The organism is Anaeromyxobacter sp. SG17 (genome assembly GCF_022690695.1).
In the GTDB taxonomy this organism is placed as follows: domain Bacteria; phylum Myxococcota; class Myxococcia; order Myxococcales; family Anaeromyxobacteraceae; genus Anaeromyxobacter; species Anaeromyxobacter soli.
Window position 1 is genome coordinate 1 of the sequence record NZ_JALCYX010000081.1, and the last position, 17,955, is coordinate 17,955.

Consider the following 17,955-nt stretch of genomic DNA (forward strand, 5'->3'; position numbering starts at 1 on the left):
TGCGCGGGGGAGGGCTTCGACGGGCTCGCCGCGTGCGAGGCGGCGCTCCTCGGCGGCGCGGAGCGCGCCGCGCTGGAGGCCTCGATCGAGGCGCGCGTGGTCGCCTCGAAGGCGGCGGACGAGCGGGTCCGGAGGCTCGCGGCCGAGCTCGCCGGGACGGCGGCGCCCGAGCTCGCGGCGCTCGAGGCGGCGCGCTCGACCGCCGCCGGCGCGGCGCGGCTCGCGCGCGACGAGGGCGTCCGGCTCGAGAAGGACCTGGAGCGCCTGCGCGCGCTCGAGGCGCGCGTGGGGGAGCTCGACGCGCGGGCGGCGGTGGTCGCCCGCGAGCTCGCGGTGGCGGGCAAGGTCGCCGAGGTCGCCCGCGGGCACAATGCCCTCAACATGAGCCTGCAGCGGTTCGTGCTCGCGGCGCGGCTCGAGGAGGTCGCCGAGGCCGCCAGCCGGCGGCTGCTCCAGATGTCGCGCGGGCGGTTCCGGCTGCGCCACGACACCGCCGTCGCGCGCAAGAACCAGGCCTCGGGGCTCGCGCTCGTGGTGGAGGACGCCTGGACGGGCGTGACCGATCGCCCGGTGGGGGCGCTCTCGGGCGGCGAGAGCTTCCTCGCGAGCCTCGCGCTGGCGCTCGGGCTCTCCGACGTGGTCCTCCGCCGCTCGGGCGGCCTGCGCCTCGACGCGCTCTTCGTGGACGAGGGCTTCGGCGCGCTCGACGAGGACACGCTCGACGACGCGGTCCGGACGCTCGAGGACCTGCGCAAGAGCGGCCGGGTGGTCGGCGTCATCTCGCACGTCCCGGAGCTCAGGCGGCGCATCCCGGCGCGCATCGAGATCCAGCGGAAGGCCGAAGGCTCGGTCGCGGTCGTTCGCGCAGGGTGAGCGATCGCGCGGCCGGTCCGCTGCCTTGCGCCAGCACGGAGCGCCGGCCGGGCGGGCGGCCGCGCGCAGCGCCCACGATCGTGCGCGGCGGTATCCTGTGGTCGGGTCGGACGTGCTCGGACGCGGGAGGGGCGACATGGTCCACACGGGAGACTTGAGCGAGAACATGAAGGTGCGCGCGCGCGGCGGCGAGGTGCTCGGCACGATCATCCGGCTCGAGGACCGGAGCATCCTCGTGGAGAAGGGCGCCTTGATGAAGGACTACTCCGTGCCGCTCGAGCTCGTGGCCGAGGTCGTCGACGGAGACGCCTACCTGTCGATCACGGCCGACGAGGTCCGCGCCGGCGCGGGGTGGAAGTTCGCCTCCCGCACGCTCAGCGACGAGAGCTCCGAGTTCGCGCACGAGGGCCCGGAGCTGGCCATCGCCGACAACCTCCGGGAGCCGGGGGCTTGAACTAGGCGGGCCCGGCAGGCTCGCGGGGCGTGGCGTCGGGCGGCCCCGCGACGGGCAGCTCGACGCGGAACGTCGCCCCCGCGCCCGGGACGCTCTCCACCTCGATGCGTCCACCGAGCGCGCCGACGATCTCGCGCGTGATCCAGAGCCCGAGGCCGAAGCCGCCGTACCCGCGGGTGGCGCGCCCGCGCTCGAACCGCTCGAAGATGCGCTGCTGCTCTCCGCGAGGGATCCCCATCCCCTGGTCGGCCACCACGAGCCGGGCGAGGCGGCCGTCGGACTCGACGCGGACCGACACGGGCCTTCCTTCGCCGTACTTGAGCGCGTTCGAGACGAGGTTCGTCGCCACCTGCTCGAGCCGCAGCCGGTCCCAGCGCCCGGAGACGTCCCCGGCCGCCTCGACGTGGATGCGCGAGGGCGCCAGCTCCGCGTCGCCGCCGAGCCGGGAGACGACCTCGCGCGCGACCGCCGAGAGATCCACCGGCTCGAGCTCCAGCTGGAGCCGCGCCTCGTTCAGGCGCGACACGTCGAGGAGCGTGTCCACGAGCGCGGTGAGCCGGACGACCTGCCGCCGGATGGAGTCGGCCGTCTTCGCGAGCGGCGCGGCGACGCCCGCACGGGCGCGCAGGAGCGACTCGACCTGGAGCTGGAGCGAGGTGATCGGGGTCTTCAGCTCGTGCGACGCCATCGCCAGGAACGAATCTCGTGTGCGGACCGCCTCGGAGAGCTTGGTCACGTCGATGAACGCCGAGACGGAACCGCGGAGCCGGCCCAGGTCGTCGAAGATCGGCTCCGCGTTCCCCAGGATCGTGCGACGCGTCCCGTCCTCGAACGCGATCTCGAGCTCGATGTCCCGCGCCCTCGCTCCGGTGCGGGCCGCCGCCTGCGTGGGCAGCTCCTGGGGCGGGACCTCGCGCCCGTCCTTCAGCACGCGGAAATGGGGCGGCGGCCGGTCGCCGGTCTTGGACACGTTGCCGCCGGGCGCCATCCGGAGGAGCTCGTACGCGGCGCGGCTCCCGGTCATCTGCCGCGCCTCGGGGTCGTGGGCGATGAGGACGACGGCCGGGACCGCGTCCATGATGGCCTGCACCTCCGCCGCCCGCGCGCGCTCTCGCGCCTCGCTCTGCCGGAGCGTCTCGGCGGCCCGCTCGCGCTCGCGGAACCCGGCGCGCGCGGCCGAGCCGATGGCGGCGATCACCAGGGCGGTCGGGACGAACCAGGCGACGCCCAGGTGCGCGCTCGCGGGCGCCACGGCGGGCGCGCCGCCGGACACGAACGCGTACCCGAGCGCGGCCGAGAGCGCCACGGCGACGAGCCCGCCGACGAGCCCGCCGGCCCATGCAGCGAGCACCACCGCGAGCGTGAAGAGGACGTACGGAACACCGATGAACAGCTCGCGGAGCGACCACTCCAGGGAGAAGACCAGGAGCGGGAGTCCGGCCGCCACGCTCAGCGCCGCCGCGTCGGACAGCCGAGGGGGAGCAGGGATTCGGAACCGTTCGGCCATGGTCGATAGCCTCGCTGGTAACCGGGGTGGAGAGCCGTGCCGGCGAGGCCCAGCGAGGGGGTCCGATCGTACCGGATTGGAGCGCTCGTGAGCGGCAGAGCAGGCAGCGGCAAGGAGTCCGAGGGGCCCACCTTGAGTCCGATAATGTAGATTATGGTAACTAGGCGGGCGGCCGGCCGGACGGTCCCGGACACGCTCGAGTCTGGGCTCACTTCGGGTCTTGGGCGCGCTGCCCCGCGCCTTTCCGGTCTCCCCCGCCTTCCAGTTGCGCCTGATCCCGAGACCGCGCGCTCCTCGCCGCGAGCGGGTTCGACGAAGCCGCCGACGCGGATGCGGTCGAGCGGAAGCGGGCCGCCGCCGGCCCCGCGCTAGCGCGGAGCCGTCCGATCGGGTCCCGTCACGCCGTGGCGAGCCAGATCAGCGGGTCTCCGCCTCAGGTCCCCGAGGTCTTGCGGACGACGGCCGGCGGAACGGCCGCGCGGGCATGCTCCGCCTGCTCGGCGGCGACCGGCGGGTACGGATGGTGCCCGCAGCAGCCCTGCTGGCGCGCCAGCACGCGCACGATCCGCGGCGCCCCGGCCTCCTCGGCCACCGCGCACGGGCACTGCTCGACGCCCGCGGACGACAGCCGCTCCTGGATCGTCGAGAGCGCGTCGAGGAGCTCGCGCTTCACGCGCCGGAGCCGCTCGAGGCGACGCTGGGCCTGCTCGAGGTGGCCGGCCAGGACGGACTGGAACCGGATGGCGAACTCGGCCGCGCTGTGGCAGCCGGTCCGCAGCTCGAGGATCGAGCGGATCTCGCAGAGCGACAGCCCGAGCTCGCGCAGATCGGTGATGAGCCGGAGCCGCTCGAGATCGTCCTCGGTGTAGCGGCGGTGGCCGCCGTCGCTCACCACCGACGGCTTGAGCAGACCCTCCTCCTCGTAGAACCGGATCGTGCGGACCGTGTTGCCGGTCGCGCGCGCGAGGTCTCCGGATGAGAGGTCTGCGCCCATTCGAGGCTCGTCTAACGGCGCGCGCGCGCCGTGTCAACGCACACCCGGTCTCTCGTGACGGCCCCACGACGGGCCGGAGTTGGTCTTGACCGGCGTCACCGTACGGGATTATTCGACGCGGGATCCCGTCGCCTCGGGACACGCGGAGGTGCCGAAAGACATGGGCAACGTGGTGGCGGTGAAGGGCCGCACGCAGCGCAGCGAGAGCGTCTTCATCTACGCCGAAGCCCCCCTCCCCACCCATCGCGGGCTCTTTCGCACGGTGGTGTTCCGGGAACCGCAGAGCGGCGCCGAGCACGTCGCGATGGTCATGGGCGACGTCGGCGGCGAGAACGTCCCGGTGCGGATTCACTCCGAGTGCCTCACGAGCGAGGTGCTCGGGTCGCTCAAGTGCGACTGCCGCGCCCAGCTCGATCGCGCGCTGGATCTCATCGCCGAGCGCGGCCGCGGCGTGCTCCTCTACCTCCGCCAGGAGGGCCGCGGCATCGGGCTCGGGAACAAGATCCGCGCCTACGCGCTCCAGGCGCAGGGCCACGACACGTACGAGGCGAACCGGCTCCTCGGCTTCCCGGACGACCTGCGGACCTACGGAGTCGCCGCGGAGATGCTGCGGCTCCTGGGCGTCCGCTCGGTCGAGCTCGTGACGAACAACCCGCTCAAGGTCGCGGGCCTGCAGGAGGCGAACATCGCCGTCCGCGGCCGCATCCAGCTGCCCTCGCCGGCGAACCCGCACAACATCGGTTACCTGCGGGTGAAGCGCGAGCGGACCGGACACCTCATCGAGCTCGACGAGGATCCCACCGCCCGCGCGGGCTGAGCCGGTCCCGCGCGGCGCTCCTTCACGGCGGGGCGCGCGCGTCTCAGGCGCCGGTCCACTGCGCGGGGCGCTTCTCCATGAAGGCCCGCATGCCCTCCTTCGCGTCCGCGCTCCCGAAGAGCGCCGCGAAGGCCTGCCGCTCGAGCTCGTTCGCGGTGCCGAGATCCGGCTCTGCGCCCCGCCGGAGCACCCGCTTCGCCTGACCGACGGCCACCGGCCCCTTCGCCGCGATCTTCCGCGCCTTCTCGCGGGCGTGCGCGAGCAGGTCCGCCGCCGGGACGACGTCGAGGACGAGGCCGATCGCCTTCGCCTGGGCGGCGTCGAGCTGATCGCCGGTGAGGACGATCTCGAGGGCGCGCATCACGCCCACGCGCCGCGCGAGCCGCTGCGTCCCGCCGAAGCCCGGGATGAGCCCGAGGTTCACCTCCGGCTGGCCGAAGCGCGCCCGGTCGCTCGCGTAGACCAGGTCGCACGCGAGCGTGACCTCGCAGCCGCCGCCGAGCGCGTAGCCGTTCACCGCGGCGACGGTCGGGATCGGCAGCCGCTCGAGCCGCTCGAGCACGTCGTGCGCCGACTCCGCGAAGCGCCGCGCCTCGATGGGCCCCATCGCAGACATGGCCGCGATGTCGGCGCCGGCGATGAACGCCTTGTCGCCCGCCCCCGTCAGCACGATCGCCCGCACCCCCGCGTCCGCCTCGACCGCGCGCACGACGTCCGCGAGCTCCTCGATCGTCCGGGTGCTCATCGCGTTCAGGACCTTCGGCCGGTTGAACGTCAGCGTGCCGATGCCGTCCTGCACGTCCCACAGGAGGTTCTCGTAGGTCATGGTCGTCTCCAGCGGCCGCGGGCGGCAGTGCGTCAGGCGTCGTAGCGGTAGAAGCCGCGACCGGACTTGCGGCCGTACCACCCCGCCGCGACGTACTGGCGGAGCAGCGGCGCGGGCCGGTACTTGTCGTCGCCGAGCTCCCGGTGCAGCACCTCGGCGATGTAGAGGCAGGTGTCGAGGCCGATGAAGTCGGCGAGCGTGAGCGGGCCCATCGGGTGATTGAGCCCCAGCTTCACGCCGGTGTCGATGTCCTCGGGCGACGCGAGCCCCTCCTGCAGGGCGAAGCACGCCTCGTTGAGGAGCGGGATGAGGATCCGGTTCACGATGAAGCCGGGCGCGTCCTTGGACGTGACGGTCGTCTTGCCGAGCTTCTTCGCGAGCGCCACGACCGTGGCGTAGGTCTCGTCGGAGGTCTGGAGCCCGCGGATGATCTCGATGAGCTGCATCACCGGCGGCGGGTTCATGAAGTGCATGCCGATGAACTGGCCGGGGCGCTTCGTCGCCGCGGCGAGCGCGGTGATCGAGATGGAGCTCGTGTTCGAGGCGAGGATCGCGTGCGGCGGCAGGAGCGCGTCGAGCTTGCGGAAGAGCTCCGTCTTCACGCCCTGGTTCTCGACGATCGCCTCGATGGCGAGATCCGCCCCGGCGCAGTCCTCGAGGCTGGCGGCGGGCTTGATGCGGCCGAGGATCGCGTCCCGGTCGGCGACCGCGATCTTCCCCTTCTCGACGAGCTTGCCGAGCGTCCCCCCGAGCTTCTCCACCGCCTTGCGGGCCAGCTCCGGCGCGGCGTCGCCGAGCACGACGGAGAGCCCCGCCTGCGCCGCCACCTGCGCGATGCCCGACCCCATCTGCCCTGCCCCGATGACCGCGATTCGCTCGATGGCCATGCGTCCCTCCGTGGTGCAGGCCGCCGTCCAGGAGGCGGTCCCGCCGTCTTGTGGATGAGCGGGCCGAGCGTGTTCCGAATGGGCTGGTGGAGGCGAGGCCTCAGGCGGGGCGCGCCGGCAAGAAAACCGCCCGGTCCAGGCGTGTTCCGCGGGTGGGCGCCGCTCCGACCGTCCCGTCAGGACGGCGGGAACCGTCCGCCGCGCAGCGCGTCACGGGCGCGGGCGGCCTGGGTGCGCCGTCCGCGAGCGGTTCCCGAAGAACAGCACCGCTACCCCGCGCGCGAGGACGCGGCGCGCGCCTCCTCGCGCGAGGCGTCGGCGCGGAGGTGCCGGTAGGCGATCGCCGCGAGCTCGTCGAAGGTGGGTACCGGAAAGTCCGCGTCGTGCGCGTCGCGGTGCCACTCGCAGAAGGCCAGGAACGCCTCGAGCTGCTCCGGGCTGGGCGAGATCACCGGCCGGGCGTCCTTGGCGCGCGAGAGCGCCTCGAGCGGCGGGTGCCCGCGGGCCACCAGCACGCACAGGGCGAGCAGCGCGCTCCGGCCGATGCCGTACTGACAGTGTATGAGGACGCGCTCGCCGCGCGCGAGCGCGCCCGTCACGAAGGCCACGCCGTCCCGGATCATGCGCTGCGAGATGGCGCGCGTGTCCTGGGTCGGGAGGTGCAGGAGCCGGATGCCGTGGAGCGCGAGGACCGCCTCGTCGTCGCACGCCTCCACGCGGACGTCGACGACCTGGGTGATCCCGTGCTCCTGGGCGAGCCGGGCGGCGGCCCCCATCGGGAAGTGCGCACCCAGCGCGAGCCCGTCCGCGACGAAGTGCAGGTCGATCATCTCCACCAACCTGGGCAGGCCCGCGCGCCCCGGCACGCGGCGACGACGGCCCCGCTATCGCCCCAGGGGGAGGACGATCGTGCCCTCCTCCTCGACGTCGAGCGTGCGCTCGCCGGAACGTGCCCCCGCCGGGCCGGTGGCGCGCCAGGCGAGCGCGTACGCTCCCCGCGGGAGCCGCAGGGCATGGCGGACCTGCCGCTCGGGGCCGCTCACGCGGAACTCGGCGTGGCGCACGAGCGCGTCGCCGCGCCGGAGGTCGACCTCGAGGGCGGTCGTCCCGGGGGCGTCCCCCAGGTCGTAGACGAGGACCACGTCGCGCGGTGACGACGAGAAGAGGAACACCCCGACGGCCAGCGCGCCGAGGAGCGCGACGAGCCGCGCCGCGCGCTTCACCGCTTGGCCTTGCGCCGCGCCCGCTTGCCCCTCGTCGCGGCGGTCTTCACCTCCGCGCGCGGCGCGCCTTCCGCGTCGGGCCGGACGCGGATCTCCATCTTCACCTCGATGGTGCGGTCGGCGAGCGCGTTCAGGAACTCCCGGCGCAGCGCCTCGGACTGCAGGAAGCCGCGGATCTCGTCGCTCACGGCGCGGAGGATCTCGTCCTTCGCGGCGTGGGCCTGGTTCCCGACGAAGGCGATCACGTCCTTCGGCAGCTTCCAGTCGCGCGCGAGCCGCCGCGCCCCCTCCTCCGTCATGAAGACGGCGCCGACGCCCGCGAGGATGGCCTTCTTCACCGCCTCCGGGATGAGCCCGCGCGAGCCGGCGGCGTCGCCGCCCGCCTCGAGCTCGAGGTCGTCGGGCGCGAAACCCTCGTCTTCACCCTGCGGCGGCGGTCGCTCCATGGGGGCCTCTTCAGGCGCGCTGCTGCGCGCCGATGACCGGCAGGCGCGGCGCCTTCAGGATCTGCGTGCTCACCGCGCCCGCGACGTTCTTCGCGACGGCGAGGAACGCCTCCGCCTGCGGGCTGTCGGGCTGGCCGACGACGATCGGCACGCCCTTGTCGCCGCCCTCGCGGATGGCGAGGTCGATCGGCACGTCGCCGAGGAAGCGGATGCCCATCTTCTCCGCCGCCGTCCGCGCGCCGCCCTTGTCGAAGATGGCGGTCTCGGTGCGGCAGTGCGGGCAGACGAAGGCGGACATGTTCTCGACGAGCCCGAGCACGGGGATCGAGACCTTGTCGAACATGAGCTTCGCGCGGATGACGTCCGCGAGCGCGAGGTCCTGCGGCGTCGAGACGAGCACGACGCCCGCCGCGCGGATGTTCTGCGCCAGCGTGAGCGGGATGTCGCCGGTGCCCGGCGGGAGGTCCAGCACGAGGTAGTCGAGCTCGCCCCAGTTCACGTCGCGCAGGAGCTGGATGAGCGCGCCGGTCACCATCGGTCCGCGCCAGATGAGCGCCTGGTCGGGGTCGATGAGGAACCCGATCGACATCACCTTCATGCCGTGCGCCGTGAGCGGCTCGAGCCGCTGGCCGTCCTTCGAGGTGGGGCGCTCGGTGACGCCGGTGAGGATCGGGATCGACGGACCGTAGATGTCCGCGTCGAGGATGCCGACCTTGGCGCCGGTGCGGGCGAGGCCGGCGGCGACGTTCACCGCCACCGTGCTCTTGCCGACGCCCCCCTTCCCCGCCCCGACCAGGATGATGTTCTTCACGCCCGGCGTGAGCTGCGCCTGGGAGACCCCCGGCGCGGAGCGGACCTGGGCGCCCCAGGACAGCTCCACGCGGCGGAAGCCCGCGCCCTCGAGCGCCGCCTTCACGTCGCGCCCGATGGTGTCCTTGAGCGGGCAGGCCGGCGTGGTGAGCTCCACCTTGAGCCGCACGGCGTCGCCCTCCACCGCGACGTCCTTCACCATCCCGAGCGACACGAGGTCGCGGTGAAGCTCGGGGTCCATCACCTTGCGGAGGGCGTCGAGGGCGGTCTTGGGGTCGAGCGGCATGGGAGCGCCTTTATAGCCGCCACCCGAGGGCTTCTCAACGCCGCGTGGCGCCGCTCCGTCACTCCAGCGCGTCGACCTTCCAGCCCCCGTCCTCCAGGACCACCACCGCGGCGTGATCCCCCCCGAGCGGGAGCCGGGCCACCCTGCCTTCCCGGACGAGTGGCGACCCCGCGTCGAGCGCCGAGAGGGCGCGCGCCGCCGCCTCGCGCCCGGCCGGCCCCGCGCCGGCGAGGTCCTGGGCGAGGCGGCGCGGCGTGTACGCCTGGCGCCAGCGGGCGGAGAGGAGCGCGTGCGCCGCCTCGAACCGACCGCCGGCGAGCGCCGTGGCGAACGCGCGGAGCGCGGCGTCCGGCGCGTCGGCCCGGGTGGCACGGGCCGCCCGGCCGCCGGCACAGCCGAGCGCCGCGGCGACGACGAGGGTGGCGAGGGTCGAGAGGAGCCGGCGCACGAGCGCCTCGCTTACACCATCGCGCGGCGGCCCGCCATGGGATGCTAGGCTGCGCCCGGTGCGCGGGCCGTGGCCAGCGCGGGGAGGCGAGCGCGTGCGGGTGCTGCGGTGGGACGAAGGACGCGTGCGGGCCGGCGGGCGCGAGCTCGTCGAGCCGGGCGCGCGGCTGTGGATCGACGCCGGGCCGGACCCCGAGACGCTCGCCTTCCTGGGCGAGACGTTCGGGTTCCACCCGCTCGCCCTGGAGGACTGCGCGCACGAGGATCAGCGGCCCAAGTACGAGCCCTTCCCCGGCAGCCTCTTCTGCGTCGTCCACCGGGTCATCCCCTCGGCCGACGAGAGCGAGGTCCTCTCCCACGAGCTGCACGCGTTCCTCACCGCGGACGCGCTCGTGACGGTCCACGCGGTCCCCATCGCCGAGGTGGACAAGGTGTTCGCCCGCTGCGCCGGCGAGCCGGCGCTGCTCGAGCGCGGGCCGGACTTCGCCCTCTACCTCGTGCACGACGCCGTCACGGACGTGCACTTCGCGCTCGTGGACGCGCTCACCGAGGAGGTCGAGGCGCTCGCGGACCTGACGTCCGAGCCCGACGGCGGCGCGATGGACGAGGACGTGCTGCCGCGGATCGTCGCCGCGCGCCGGGCGCACGGGCACCTCCGCCGCCGCCTCGCGCCCCAGCGCGAGGTGTTCGCCGCGCTCGCCCGCCCGGGCCAGCCGTTCGTGCGGGACGGGACGGCGGTCTACTTCCGCGACGTGGTCGATCACGCCGTGCGGCTCGCGGAGGAGGTGGACACCGGCCGCGATCTCCTCGCCTCCACGATGGAGGCCTACCTGTCGCGCACCAACAACCGGCTCTCGGCGCTCACCGCCCGCCTCACCCTCGTCGCGACCATCTTCCTCCCGCTCAACTTCGTCGCCGGCTTCTTCGGGATGAACCTGCAGATCATCCCGCCGCGGGTCGCGGCGCCGCTCGTGCTCGTGCTCGTCGCCGCGACCCCGCTCGCGCTGTGGGCGATCTTTCGCCGGAAGCGGTGGCTGTGACGCGGCCGGATCGCCAGGGGGCGGCTCAGCTCGGCGCTGCGCTCGCGGTCCTCTCGGCGGCCGCGCTCTTCGGCACGACGGGGACCGCGCAGGCGCTGGGGCCCCGCGGCACGACGCCGCTCGGGGTCGGAGCTGTGCGGCTCGCCATCGGCGCGGTCGTGCTCGCCGCCGTCGCCCTCGCGGGAGGATCGGCGCGGCGCCCGCGGTGGCGGTCGCACGCCGCGGCCCTCGCGATCGGCGGGGTCGCGGTCGCCGCGTACCAGCTGGCCTGGTTCGCGGGCCTTCGCCGCACGGGCGTGACGCTGGGGACGATCGTGGGCATCGGGAGCGGCCCGGTGTTCGCGGGGCTCTTCCACGTGACGCGAAGGGCCGGCGCGCTCTCGCGCGCGTGGGTGCTCGGGACCGGGCTCACCGTCGGCGGGGCCGCGCTGCTCGCCGCCCACGGCGCGGCGGACGGCGCGCCTCCGGACGCGGTGGGGCTCTGCCTCATGCTGGGCGCCGGCCTCAGCTACGCCGTCTACGCGCAGGCCGCGAAGCACGCGATGGACGCCGGCCTCGACCCCGCGCAGGCGATGGCCGGGGTCTTCGGGGTGGGGGCGCTGCTCATGGCGCCGCTCCTCTCGCGCGAGCCGATGGCCTGGCTCGCCAGCCCGCGGGGGAGCGCGATGGCGCTGCACCTCGGCGTGCTCACCGTGGGCCTCGCGTACTGGCTCTACGGCAAGGGACTGCGCCGGCTGGCCGTGCCCACCGTGGTGACGCTCACGCTCGCGGAGCCCCTCACCGCCGCGGTCCTGGGCGTGGGCGTGCTCGGCGAGCGGCTCGGGCCCATGGGCTGGGTCGGGGCGGCGGCGATCGCGCTCGGCCTCGCCGTCGCGGGCCGCGGCGACCGCGCGCGAGTGACCGAGGCGCTGCCCGCGTGAGGTGCGCCGGGGCTCGCGCTACCCCGAGGTGAGGGGCACGACCTCGGCCGCGCCGCCGGCGGGCTGCACCCGCACCTCGCCCTCCCCCTCCTGACCCTCGACGATGGCGATCTCGACGTCGAGGAAGCGCCGGATGATCGCGGCGTTCGTGGTGAGGTGCTTCGTCACTCCGTCCACGGTGTAGCGCGTGACCGGGACGATGCCCGGCGGCGACGGTACGAGCCCGGCGGCGAGGAGCGCCGCGGGCAGGAGGAGCTGATCCCCGAGGTGGCGGTCCACGGCGGCCCCGCCCGTGAGGTACGCGCGGAAGCCGCCCACCGCCTCCTCGGCGATCTGCTCCGGGGAGCGCTCGCGCGCGCTCACCGCCCCGTGGCCGGCCCGGGCGCGCTGGAAGGTGGAGACGACGAGCACGTGGCCCCCGCGCGACGCGCGCGAAGGCATGGGCACCCGCTCCGCCTGCGCGGCGATGCCCGCCTCGCGCAGGAGCCGCAGCGCGCGCGCCGCCTGCCGCTCGGCGACGTCGAACCCGAGGCCGCAGACCATCGAGACGACCTCGACGTCCTGCAGGGTCCCGCGGTGACGCAGGTCGAGCGGGGGCATCGGGTGGGCCGGCTCCACCCGCGCGGTGAACTCGCCGCCGCCCTCCGGGTAGAACCCCGCGGCCTGGAGCGCGAGCTCGAACCGGAACCCGAGCCGCGCGACGGCCGGCGCCCACACGAGCGCGAGGTAGTGGAAGCTCGGCGCGTGGTCCTGGTGCGTGCCGCCGCGGAGCGTGAGCGTCGAGCTCTTGCCCGCGAGCGCGAGCGGCCAGCACACGGTCTGGAAGAGGAGCGGAGTCGAGCCGGCGGTGCCGATGTCGAACGCCCAGTCGCCCGCCTGCACCGGCCGCCGCGGGTGGAACTCGAGCCGCTCCGAGCCGACCTCGTCGCCGGCGAGCCGCGCGTCGCACAGGCGCGCGACCGCCCGGGCGGCCTCGCGGTGCTGCGGGCGGAGGCCCGGCTTCTCGCGGTTCGCCCGGATCCGATCGATCGCGAACGGCTTCCCGGTGATCGCGGAGACCGAGAGCGCGGTGCGGAGGATCTGGCCGCCGCCCTCGCCGGTGCTGCCGTCCAGGACGATCGGGAGATCGGGGGGCACGGCAGCAATGTAGCCCTTGCGTGGCGCGCCGAGCGAGTTCGCGCGGGGCCTCGCCTCGACCCGGCGGGGGACTCCCGTGGTAAGTACGTGCCGTGGTCGCCGCCGTCGCCGTGTTCTCCGTGACGTACGTGGCGGTCGCCGCGGGTCGCCTGCCGTTCCTGTCGCTCGATCGGCCGGCCGCGGCGCTGCTCGGTGCCGTGCTGATGGTCGCCTCCGGCGTCCTGACGCCCGGCGAGGCGGGCGGCGCGGTGAACGGGGACACCCTCGGCCTGCTGCTCGGGATGATGCTCCTCTCGGCGTACCTCGCGGAGGCGCGCTTCTTCCGCTGGACGAGCTTCCGGATCCTCGGCGCGGTCCGCACGCCGAGGTCGCTCCTGTGGGCGGTCGTCTTCGCCGCGGGGACCCTCTCGGCGCTGCTCGTGAACGACACGGTGTGCGTGATGGTCACGCCCATCGTGCTGTCGGTCGTGGAGGACGCCGAGCTCCCGCCCTTGCCGTACCTGCTCGCGCTCGCCTTCGGCTCGAACGCGGGCTCGGTCGCGACCCTGACCGGCAACCCGCAGAACATGATCGTCGGGACGCTGTCGGGGATCTCCTACGCCCGCTTCGCCGCCGCGCTCGCGCTCCCGGCGCTCGCGTCGCTCGTCGTCGTCGCGCTCGTCCTCCAGCGCGTCTTCCGCGAGGACCTGCCGCGCCGCGTGCTCGCGCCGACCCGGGTCGCGGCCCCCGAGCTCGACCGGCCGCTCCTCGCCCGCGCCCTCCTCGCCACCGCCCTCGCGGTGGCGGGCTTCCTGGCGGGCTTCCCCCTCGCGTGGACCGCGCTCTTCGCCGCCGCGCTCTGCATGGCCGTCGCCGGGCGCGCGCCGCGCGAGGCGCTCCAGCGCGTCGACTGGCCGCTGCTCGTGTTCTTCGCGGGGCTCTTCGTCGTGGTGGCCGGGATCGGGAAGGCGGGCATCGCGTCGCGGATGTTCGACCTCATCGTCCCCGCGCTCGGCCATGACGCCGTCCGGCAGTCGGCCGTGTTCTCGCTCTTCACGGTCGGGGCGTCGCAGGTCGTCTCGAACGTCCCGTTCGTGCTGCTCGCGGGCGAGTGGATCCCGCGGCTCGCCGAGCCGCGCCTGGCGTGGCTCGCGACCGCCCTCGCGGCCACGCTCGCCGGCAACCTGACGGTGCTCGGGTCGGTCGCGAACCTGATCGTCCTGGAGCTGGCGGGCTCCCGGGCGGGCATCGGCTTCTGGCGCTTCTTCCGGATCGGCGCGCTGGTCACGGCCGCGACGCTCACCGTGTCCTTCGCGATCCTGCTCGGAGAGCGAGCGCTCGGGCTCGTCTGAACGCAAGCGTCCGGATCGACTGAGGTTTACTGGGGGGCCGCCCGGAGGCGCGCCCACCACCCGCCCGGGCGGGCCTGCGCGAAATAGAAACCCGCGCGATCCGTAGGGTTCTTCATGATTGCGGCCGCGGCGCTCGCCGATCTAGGTTTCGCCCTCTCGTGGCAGGTGGAGGAGCGCTCGTTGGCGCCACCGGTGGTGACCGGCGAGGCCGCCCTGACGCGCTCGGCCGCGAAGGGCGACCGCAAGGCCTTCGGCCAGCTCGTCGACGCGCACAAGCGCGCCGTGTACGGGCTCTGCTTCCGCCTGCTGCGCGAGCCCGAGGAGGCGCGCGACGCCGCCCAGGAGGCCTTCGCGCGCGCCTACGCGGCGCTCTCCACCTATGACCCCGCCCAGCCGTTCGTCCCGTGGGTGCTCCGCATCGCGCGCAACCACTGCCTCGACGTCCTGCGCCGGCGCCTGCCGGACACCCAGCGCGTCGAGCTCGACGCCGAGCCGGACGAGGGCGCGCCGCGCGAGCTCGCCGATCCGGCCGCCGTCCGTGCCGACGACGCCCTCGAGCGGCGCCAGCTCGCGGGCGCGCTCGAGGCGGCGGTCGCGGCGCTGCCCCAGAACTACCGCGAGGTCGTGCACCTCTTCCACGTCGAGCACCTCTCCTACAAGGAGATCGCGGCCACGCTCGACGTCCCCCTCGGCACCGTGATGACCTGGCTCCACCGCGCGCGCGCCCGCCTCAAGGAAGCGCTCGCGGAGCCGGGCGCGGAGAACCTGCGATGAGCCTCTTCGACGGACACCTCACGGACGCCCAGGCCCAGCGGATGGTCGACGGCGCGCTGCTCGAGCCCGAGACGGCCTCGGTCGAGCGGCACGTGGCGGAGTGCCCCGAGTGCCAGGCGGCGGTCGAGTCGTACCGGATGCTCGCGATCGCGCTCGAGGACCTCGAGGTCCCCCCGCTCCCCGCCGACTTCACGGTGGGCGTCCTCGCCCGCATCGACGCGGCCGAGCGCGCCGCCGCCCGCGAGCGGCGCTGGGCGCTCGGCATCCTCGCCGGCGTCGCCCTCGCGACGATCGTCGCGTTCGTCGCGGCCGGCGCCCGGGCCTGGGCGCCCTCCGTCTCCGGCGTCGCCGAGCGGCTCGGTGACGTCGCGCTCGCCGTCCGCGTCGGCGCCGGGTTCCTCCCGGCGCTCGTCGGCGTCTTCCGCCTGCAGATCATCCTCGTCGCGGCCGTCGTCGCGATCCCCCTCCTCGTCGCCCTCGCGCGCCTGATGCCCGCGCCCGAGGCGCGGGCCGAGGTCGCCTGATGGAGACCCCCATGCTCGCGCTCCTGCTCGCCGCCCTGGTCTTCCAGCCCTCCCCGGAGACGCCCTCCGCGCCTCCCCCGCCGGCCGCCGCCCGCCCCGGCGCCGAGCTCCCGGCGCCGCCCGCGCCGGCCCGTCCCGGCGCGCCGCCGAGGCCCCCGGCCCGTCCGTCGGCACGCCCCACTCCGCCCCTCCCCGCGCTCCCGCCGCCGACCGGCGCCGCCGATCCGCTCGTCGGCGAGTGGCCCGCCGAGCCGTCCGGCAAGCACGTCACGATCTCGGACACGGTCTCCCTCGACGACGCGCTCGAGAAGATCGCCGACGCGGCGGGCTGGAACCTCGTCCTCAACACGGGTCGGACCGGCAACATCCAGCTCGTCCTGAAGCTCCGCGACGTGCCGGTCGAGGACGCGCTGCGCGCCGCCCTGAGCGGCACGCTCCTCGAGGCGTCGCGCCGGCGCAACACGGTCGTGGTCGCGCCGTCGAGCGGCCCCGTCGCGCGGCAGCCCACGCTCGTGGGGTTCGAGAAGCCCAGCGGGAAGCGCTTCACGGGCGAGTTCGAGGAGACCGACGTCGACGACGCGCTCCGGCAGGTCGCCGCCGCGGGTGGCCTCTCCATCGTCATCCCGCCGGGCGTCCGCGGCGAGGTGTCCGGGGTGTTCAACGCGACGCCGGTGGAGGAGGCGCTGCGGGCGGTGCTCGATCAGGCCGGGCTCGCGGCGGAGCTGCAGGGCGGCGTCGTGGTGGTGCGCGCGCAGCCCCTCGGCGGCTTCGCCGGCATCGGCGCGGAGGCGCGCCGCACGGCCGAGCGCGCCATCCGCGACGCCAGGCGCGAGTGGGACGACGGGCGCGAGACCGGGCAGGACGCCCGCGACCGCGTCGAGAACGGCGACGTCACGATCCACCCGGGCGAGGAGGTCCGCGACGTCGTCGCCATCCGCGGGAACGTGCGCCTCGAGCCGGGCTCGACCGCGCGCAACGTCGTCGCGGTGCTCGGCGGCGTGAAGCTCGAGGCCGGCGCCACCGCGAGGGAGGTGACGGCCGTGCTGGGGAGCGTCGAGCTCGGCCCGGGCGCGGTGGTGGAGCGGAACGCGACCGCCGTCGGCGGGTCCGTGAAGCCCGATCCGCACGCGACCATCGGGGGCGACCAGACGAGCGTCTCGGTCCCCGGGCTCCCGGGGATCGGCGGGATGTTCGGATCGAGCCTCCTCTTCGGCGGCCGCGAGTCGGTGCTCTGGTCCGTCGGCCAGGTGCTCGCGAAGTTCGCCCTCTTCTTCGCGCTCGGGCTCCTCGTGGTCGCGCTCTTCCCGCGCCGCGTCGACGCCGTCGCCGAGGCGATGCTCGCGAGCCCGTGGAAGTCGATCCTCACGGGCCTGCTCGGCCTCGTCGCGACGCCGGTCCTCGCGCTCCTGCTCGTGGTGACCATCATCGGCATCCCGCTCGTCGCGGTGCTCGCCCTGCTCGTCCTCGCGGCCGGGGTGCTCGGGTTCACGTCCCTCGCCATCCACGTCGGCCGCTCGATCCCGCTCCCGCAGCAGCGCAGCGCGTGGGTCCTGCAGCTCGCGATCGGCACCGCGATCGTCGTGCTGGTGACGGCCGTGCCGTTCCTCGGCGGGCTCGTCTGGATCGCCGCCGCCCTCGTCACCTTCGGCGCCGCGCTCCGGACGCGGTTCGGGCAGCAGAGGCCGGTGCTGCCGACGACGATGGCGCCCGGGATCTGACGGGGCAGCGTGGAGCTGCGTCCCCGGCCCGCCGGCGGCGGACCGCCGGGCGCGCCGTTCGCGAGGCCAGGTCTACGGCCGGGGGCGCGGCGCGCCCGACGGGAGCTTCGCGAGCGCCTCGACCGCGGCGCGGCGGACCCGGCCGTAATAGTCGCTCCGCAGCGCCTCGAGCCGCCCGGAGGCGGGCTCGTAGGCGAGCTTCCCCAGCGCGCGCGCTGCGGCGGCGCGGACCTCGGGACGATCGTTCGTGAGCTGCGCGGCGATGACGGGCGCCGCGTCGCGGGCGCCGAGGGCGGCGAGCGCGTCGATCGCCTGCGCTCGCGCCGGAGCGTCGGGCCGGGCGAGGTAGGCCGCGAGGGGCGCCGCCGCCCCGGGCGCGCCGCTCCTCGCGAGGGCCTCGGCGGCGCTCGCCGCGGCGGGACCGTCGAGGAGCGCCGCGAGCGCGGGCACCGCCTCCGCGCTGCCCGCCTCCCCGAGGGCGCGCGCGAGGGCGTCCGCCCACTCCGGCTCGCGGAACCTCCCGGCCGTCGCCGCCTTCGCGAGGGCGACGGCGCCGCGGGTCCCCTGCCGGCCGAGCGCATCCGCGGCGACGAGGCGCACCCGCGGCTCCGGGTCGCCGAGCGCCGCGACCACGCGCTCGACCGCGCCCGGTGACCCGAGCTGGGCGAGCCCCTCCACCGCCCCCGCCCGTACCGCGGCCAGCGGATCCGAGGCGCCCTGGCGCAGGAGCGCGTCCGCGCCGTCCGCGCGCAGGCGCCCCGCCGCCTCCAGCAGCGCGCCGAGCTCCTCCGCCTCCTCTGCCCCGAGCGTCCCCGCTGCGACCGCGCGCTGCGCCGCGATCGCCGCCGCGCGACGCATGAGCGCCGGCCCGGCCGAGGTCTGGCTGGCGCGCGCGAGGAACCGCGCGGCGGCCGCGCGGGCGGCGGCGTCGCCGCGCCCGG

Annotated in this window: 20 protein-coding genes; 9 read left to right on the top strand and 11 right to left on the bottom strand. The window is 75.2% G+C overall.

Features of this window, described 5'->3' with window-relative positions:
- Together MNY60_RS20285 and MNY60_RS20290 are read left to right on the top strand one after the other, a co-directional pair.
- A partial coding sequence (locus MNY60_RS20285; protein ID WP_277957110.1) for an SbcC/MukB-like Walker B domain-containing protein occupies positions 1–873 on the top strand: 873 nt, incomplete at its 5' end.
- 136 nt (positions 874–1,009) lie between these two features.
- Positions 1,010–1,327: a DUF2171 domain-containing protein gene (locus MNY60_RS20290; RefSeq protein ID WP_242340602.1), complete on the top strand. Its 318-nt coding sequence runs from the start codon at positions 1,010–1,012 to the stop codon at positions 1,325–1,327.
- A gap of 1 nt (position 1,328) precedes the next feature.
- Here MNY60_RS20290 and MNY60_RS20295 read toward each other — a convergent pair whose 3' ends face one another.
- Entirely contained in the window at positions 1,329–2,834 is a 1,506-nt protein-coding gene (locus tag MNY60_RS20295) for an ATP-binding protein (protein WP_242356477.1), read from the bottom strand.
- Positions 2,835–3,267: 433 nt separating this feature from the next.
- Positions 3,268–3,828: a MerR family transcriptional regulator gene (locus MNY60_RS20300; RefSeq protein ID WP_242340604.1), complete on the bottom strand. Its 561-nt coding sequence runs from the start codon at positions 3,826–3,828 to the stop codon at positions 3,268–3,270.
- Positions 3,829–3,988: 160 nt separating this feature from the next.
- Between MNY60_RS20300 and ribA the strand changes: the two genes are divergently transcribed.
- Positions 3,989–4,645: a GTP cyclohydrolase II gene (ribA, locus tag MNY60_RS20305; RefSeq protein WP_242340605.1), complete on the top strand. Its 657-nt coding sequence runs from the start codon at positions 3,989–3,991 to the stop codon at positions 4,643–4,645.
- Positions 4,646–4,688: 43 nt separating this feature from the next.
- Here the strand turns inward: ribA and MNY60_RS20310 are convergent, their stop codons facing one another.
- The 7 genes from MNY60_RS20310 to MNY60_RS20340 all read right to left on the bottom strand — a co-directional run bounded on the left by MNY60_RS20310 (position 4,689) and on the right by MNY60_RS20340 (position 9,571).
- Entirely contained in the window at positions 4,689–5,471 is a 783-nt protein-coding gene (locus tag MNY60_RS20310) for an enoyl-CoA hydratase/isomerase family protein (protein ID WP_242361619.1), read from the bottom strand.
- Positions 5,472–5,503: 32 nt separating this feature from the next.
- Positions 5,504–6,358 carry a 3-hydroxyacyl-CoA dehydrogenase family protein gene (locus tag MNY60_RS20315; RefSeq protein WP_242340607.1) on the bottom strand — a complete coding sequence of 285 codons (855 nt, stop codon included), beginning with the start codon at positions 6,356–6,358 and terminating at the stop codon, positions 5,504–5,506.
- A gap of 269 nt (positions 6,359–6,627) precedes the next feature.
- The gene (locus MNY60_RS20320; protein WP_242361622.1) at positions 6,628–7,188 is read right to left on the bottom strand and encodes a dual specificity protein phosphatase family protein; all 561 of its coding nucleotides are present in this window, start codon (positions 7,186–7,188) and stop codon (positions 6,628–6,630) included.
- Between the two features lie 54 nt (positions 7,189–7,242).
- Positions 7,243–7,581: a hypothetical protein gene (locus MNY60_RS20325; RefSeq protein ID WP_242340609.1), complete on the bottom strand. Its 339-nt coding sequence runs from the start codon at positions 7,579–7,581 to the stop codon at positions 7,243–7,245.
- Positions 7,578–8,027, bottom strand: a complete 450-nt coding sequence (locus tag MNY60_RS20330) for a hypothetical protein (protein ID WP_242361625.1) — start codon at positions 8,025–8,027, stop codon at positions 7,578–7,580. Before MNY60_RS20330 ends, MNY60_RS20325 begins: the two co-directional genes overlap by 4 nt.
- 10 nt (positions 8,028–8,037) lie before the next feature.
- Complete coding sequence (gene apbC / locus MNY60_RS20335) at positions 8,038–9,123, bottom strand: iron-sulfur cluster carrier protein ApbC (RefSeq protein WP_242361628.1); 1,086 nt, start codon at positions 9,121–9,123, stop codon at positions 8,038–8,040.
- A 58-nt stretch (positions 9,124–9,181) separates the two neighbouring features.
- Positions 9,182–9,571, bottom strand: coding sequence for a hypothetical protein (locus MNY60_RS20340; protein ID WP_242361632.1), 390 nt, complete (start codon positions 9,569–9,571; stop codon positions 9,182–9,184).
- A 94-nt stretch (positions 9,572–9,665) separates the two neighbouring features.
- Between MNY60_RS20340 and MNY60_RS20345 the strand changes: the two genes are divergently transcribed.
- Both MNY60_RS20345 and MNY60_RS24405 read left to right on the top strand, forming a co-directional pair.
- A complete protein-coding gene (locus MNY60_RS20345; RefSeq protein ID WP_242361634.1) occupies positions 9,666–10,610 on the top strand; it encodes a magnesium transporter CorA family protein in 945 nt (314 codons plus the stop codon).
- Positions 10,601–11,530, top strand: a complete 930-nt coding sequence (locus tag MNY60_RS24405) for a DMT family transporter (protein ID WP_242361638.1) — start codon at positions 10,601–10,603, stop codon at positions 11,528–11,530. The genes MNY60_RS20345 and MNY60_RS24405 overlap by 10 nt, the downstream gene beginning before the upstream one ends.
- 18 nt (positions 11,531–11,548) lie before the next feature.
- Here MNY60_RS24405 and rtcA read toward each other — a convergent pair whose 3' ends face one another.
- On the bottom strand, positions 11,549–12,667 hold the full coding sequence (rtcA, locus tag MNY60_RS20355; protein WP_242340615.1) for an RNA 3'-terminal phosphate cyclase: 1,119 nt from the start codon (positions 12,665–12,667) through the stop codon (positions 11,549–11,551).
- A 92-nt stretch (positions 12,668–12,759) separates the two neighbouring features.
- Here rtcA and MNY60_RS20360 point away from each other — a divergent pair, with 92 nt between their 5' ends.
- The 4 genes from MNY60_RS20360 (at position 12,760) to MNY60_RS20375 (ending at position 17,014) form a co-directional block, all read left to right on the top strand.
- On the top strand, positions 12,760–13,998 hold the full coding sequence (locus MNY60_RS20360) for an SLC13 family permease (RefSeq protein WP_242361641.1): 1,239 nt from the start codon (positions 12,760–12,762) through the stop codon (positions 13,996–13,998).
- Positions 13,999–14,112: 114 nt separating this feature from the next.
- Entirely contained in the window at positions 14,113–14,772 is a 660-nt protein-coding gene (locus MNY60_RS20365) for an RNA polymerase sigma factor (RefSeq protein WP_242361644.1), read from the top strand.
- Entirely contained in the window at positions 14,769–15,296 is a 528-nt protein-coding gene (locus tag MNY60_RS20370; RefSeq protein WP_242340618.1) for an anti-sigma factor, read from the top strand. Before MNY60_RS20365 ends, MNY60_RS20370 begins: the two co-directional genes overlap by 4 nt.
- On the top strand, positions 15,296–17,014 hold the full coding sequence (locus MNY60_RS20375) for an STN domain-containing protein (protein WP_242361648.1): 1,719 nt from the start codon (positions 15,296–15,298) through the stop codon (positions 17,012–17,014). Before MNY60_RS20370 ends, MNY60_RS20375 begins: the two co-directional genes overlap by 1 nt.
- 72 nt (positions 17,015–17,086) lie before the next feature.
- On the opposite strand, the gene MNY60_RS20380 is transcribed toward MNY60_RS20375, so the two are convergent.
- A partial coding sequence (locus MNY60_RS20380) for a HEAT repeat domain-containing protein (RefSeq protein WP_242361651.1) occupies positions 17,087–17,955 on the bottom strand: 869 nt, incomplete at its 5' end.